Here is a 3,138-nt window from a genome sequence, read left to right as displayed (position 1 = left end):
GCTGAGGGCAGGGGGGCCGCCGAGGGCACGGATGGAGGTACGGGCTCCGGGGGGCCGGAGGGGCGGTCGGCGAAGGAGGCCGCGGCCACCCTGATGAACTTCGCCTGGGCCGGGCTGGAGAACCTGATCCGGGGCGAGGGCTGGTCACCGGGCCGTACCACCGGATAGGCGGCGCCCGGCTCAGGCCAGTTGTGCGGTCACCGCGGCGCCGTCGATCCAGACGTTCTCACGGCTGATCAGGCCGTCGCGGAACTCGAAGACGTGCAGCATCCGGAAGGAGATCCGGCGACCGTTGCCGGGGATCCCGAGGAAGTCGCCCGGGACGGTACCGGTCCACTGGTGCTCCATCACGCAGGAGTCGTCGCCGTAGTACGTGCGCCTGGGGTCCATCTCCTCGGTGCGGATGTCCTGGGTCAGCCGCTCGTACACCGCCAGCGCCGCCTGCCGCCCGTGCTGGGGGCCGAGCGGGAAGCCCACGACGTCGTGTTCGACGTCATCGGTGTACACGGCCACACAGCCGGCTGGGTCACCGTTCATCTCGGCGGCCACATGCGCCCTGATGAGGGCATCCATCTTCTGGCGCTCCACGCGGGGTCCCCTTCCGGTCCCATCGCCGCCCCGGCCTGCCGGGAGGACACGGCCGTAGGCCAGGCTAGGGCGCCGATGCGTAGCTGGGGTGGATGCGGATGATTCGCCGGTGACATCTCACCTGGACGGGGCATGGGTGGGTTTCTCCTCCGGCGCTCGCTTCGACCCGGTGATCGGTGCGCCGGCTCCGCCCGGTGATGGGTACGCGGGCCTCGACCTGGTGAGCGGTGTGCCTGCCCAGCCCGGTGATGGGTACGCGGGCCCCGCCCGGTGATCGGTACGCCGGCTCCCATCCGGCGGCCGGCGGAACGGGGCGGCCCGCTGCCCGGCCTGAGCGGAGGCGGGACGGAGCGGGGCGAGGCAGGGGCGCGTGATGCGGCACGCTCCGGCGTGCGGGGGCACCCTTCGGCGTATAGTGCGAAAAGGGGTAAAGATCTACAAAGCCTCGTCACCGGGAGTCACTCATGGCCACCGCTTCCCATCACGAGCACGCCGCGCACAGCCATCAGCACGGCCCCGACTGCGGCCATCCCCAGATCCCGCACGGCGACCACATGGACTACTCGCACGACGGGCATCTGCACCGCGCGCACAGCGGCCACTGGGACGAGTGCGAGCCCGGGAAGCACACCGAGCACCAGTCCCACGAACACCAGCACGGACCGGCCTGCGGGCACCAGCAGGTGCAGCACGGCGACCATGTGGACTACCTCCACAACGGCCACCGGCACGCCGCCCACGACGGGCACTGGGACGATCACTGACCCGGCCGCGGGAAAGGCAGGAGCCCCGCCCCTCCGCTGGTGGCGGGAGAGGGCAGGGCTCCTTGGGTACTGCTAGTCGTCGACGCGATCGTCGAACCCGACCTTAGGCCGGGGTGACGTTCTCCGCCTGCGGGCCCTTCGGGCCCTGGGTGACGTCGAAGGTCACGGTCTGGTTCTCCTCAAGGGAGCGGAAACCAGCCGCGTTGATCGCGGAGTAGTGGACGAAGACATCGGGGCCGCCGCCGTCCTGAGCGATGAAACCGAAGCCCTTTTCGGCGTTGAACCACTTGACGGTTCCGGTAGCCATAAGCCCTCCTTGGGCCAAAGGGTTGCCCTGCTCCAGAACCTGCAAGAAGTCTGAAAATTACAAAAGCCTGCGGGTCACATGCTCCGCAGGCTCTGTACTGCAAGGGAAACCAAACTGCAACTTGAGGCGAGCCTAGCACGGCGGCTGTCGCTGGAGAAAGAGCCGAAGATCACGGCAGTTGGGGGTTTCCCACGCACGGGGGACGGGCACGGCCGCAGGTCGCACGCCGGATGGCGCGCCTGGCGCACACCCCCCGCACAGGCGGCGGCGAGTCTGGGCTTAGCCTCCGGATGTGGATATTTCAGCCCCTGCCGCCGCCACCGCCACCGGCCACCGCCGGAGCCGGCCGCGGGTCGGCCACATCCAGTACCTCAACTGCATGCCCCTCTATTGGGGCCTCGCCCGGACCGGCAGTTTGCTCGATTTCGAGTTGACCAAGGACACGCCGGACGCGCTCAATGACCTGCTGGCCCGCGGTGATCTCGATATCGGCCCGATCAGCCTGGTGGAGTATCTGAGGAACGCCGAAAATCTGATCGCACTGCCGGATATCGCGGTCGGCTGCGACGGCCCGGTGATGTCCTGCGTGATCGTCTCCCAGCGCCCGCTGAAGGAGCTGGACGGCGCCCGCGTGGCGCTGGGCTCCGCCTCCCGTACCTCGGTGCTGCTGGCCCGGCTGCTGCTCGCCGACCGGTACGGAGTGCGGCCGGACTACTACACCTGCCCGCCGGACCTCAGCCTGATGATGCAGGAGGCGGACGCCGCGGTGCTGATCGGCGACGCCGCGCTGCGCGCCAATCTGCACGAGGCGGACCGGCTCGGCCTCCAGGTCCATGACCTGGGGCAGATGTGGAAGGAGTGGACGGGGCTGCCGTTCGTCTTCGCGGTCTGGGCGGCGCGCCGGGACTACGTGGAGCGGGAGCCCTGGATCGTGGGCAAGGTGCACGAGGAGTTCCTGTCCTCCCGCGACCTGTCGCTCAAGGAGGTGACCGAGGTCGCCGAGCAGGCCGCGCGCTGGGAGGCGCTGGAGGCCCCGGTGCTGGAACGGTACTTCACCACTTTGGACTTCAGCCTGGGCGAGCCCCAGCTGGAGGGCATCGCCGAGTTCGTACGCCGCGCCGGTACGGGACACGGCTTCCCGGCGGACGTACGGGTGGAACTGCTGCCGGTCGAGCGGAGGAACTGACCCGGCACGGGGGCGCGGCCCCGGCCGCGGGGTGCGGCGCGCGGAGGTGGATCCCGCGCGGGCGGCCCCGCGTGCGGGTCGGTCTTCTGCGGGCGCCGGTTCCGCGCGGGCCCGCTGCCGCGGGGGTGCCGCTTCCGCGAGGGGTGCCGCTTCCGCGGGGGTGCCGCTTCCGTGGGGGCATTGCTCCCGCCGGTCGGGGTCCGCGCGGCCGGGAGACCGGTTGCCGCCCCCTGCCGGCCGTCCCGCCCCGAACCGGCTGCCGCGCCCTAAGCTGGGCCGGTGACGAGGTAGCC

Annotated in this window: 5 protein-coding genes; 3 read left to right on the top strand and 2 right to left on the bottom strand. The window is 70.6% G+C overall.

The window, feature by feature from the left end; translation table 11 throughout:
- Positions 1–180 precede the first annotated feature (180 nt).
- Positions 181–588: a nuclear transport factor 2 family protein gene (locus E4099_RS30775; RefSeq protein ID WP_245245323.1), complete on the bottom strand. Its 408-nt coding sequence runs from the start codon at positions 586–588 to the stop codon at positions 181–183.
- 109 nt (positions 589–697) lie between these two features.
- On the opposite strand from E4099_RS30775, the gene E4099_RS33360 reads away from it, so the two are divergent.
- Both E4099_RS33360 and E4099_RS30770 read left to right on the top strand, forming a co-directional pair.
- Complete coding sequence (locus E4099_RS33360) at positions 698–862, top strand: hypothetical protein (protein WP_167828543.1); 165 nt, start codon at positions 698–700, stop codon at positions 860–862.
- 190 nt (positions 863–1,052) lie between these two features.
- Entirely contained in the window at positions 1,053–1,352 is a 300-nt protein-coding gene (locus tag E4099_RS30770; protein ID WP_135342387.1) for a hypothetical protein, read from the top strand.
- 103 nt (positions 1,353–1,455) lie between these two features.
- Here E4099_RS30770 and E4099_RS30765 read toward each other — a convergent pair whose 3' ends face one another.
- On the bottom strand, positions 1,456–1,659 hold the full coding sequence (locus E4099_RS30765; protein WP_135342386.1) for a cold-shock protein: 204 nt from the start codon (positions 1,657–1,659) through the stop codon (positions 1,456–1,458).
- A gap of 298 nt (positions 1,660–1,957) precedes the next feature.
- On the opposite strand from E4099_RS30765, the gene E4099_RS30760 reads away from it, so the two are divergent.
- Positions 1,958–2,845 carry a menaquinone biosynthetic enzyme MqnA/MqnD family protein gene (locus tag E4099_RS30760; protein ID WP_135342388.1) on the top strand — a complete coding sequence of 296 codons (888 nt, stop codon included), beginning with the start codon at positions 1,958–1,960 and terminating at the stop codon, positions 2,843–2,845.
- Positions 2,846–3,138 lie beyond the last annotated feature (293 nt).

This window comes from Streptomyces palmae (assembly GCF_004684805.1).
Classification (GTDB): domain Bacteria; phylum Actinomycetota; class Actinomycetes; order Streptomycetales; family Streptomycetaceae; genus Streptomyces; species Streptomyces palmae.
This window is presented reverse-complemented; position numbering and strand designations above follow the sequence as displayed.

What these genes read in the sequence shown, in the direction of transcription:
- E4099_RS30770 (WP_135342387.1), top strand. Translation starts at nt 1,053, where the DNA reads ATGGCCACCGCTTCCCATCACGAGCACGCCGCGCACAGCCATCAGCAC.
- E4099_RS30765 (WP_135342386.1), bottom strand. Translation starts at nt 1,659, where the DNA reads ATGGCTACCGGAACCGTCAAGTGGTTCAACGCCGAAAAGGGCTTCGGT.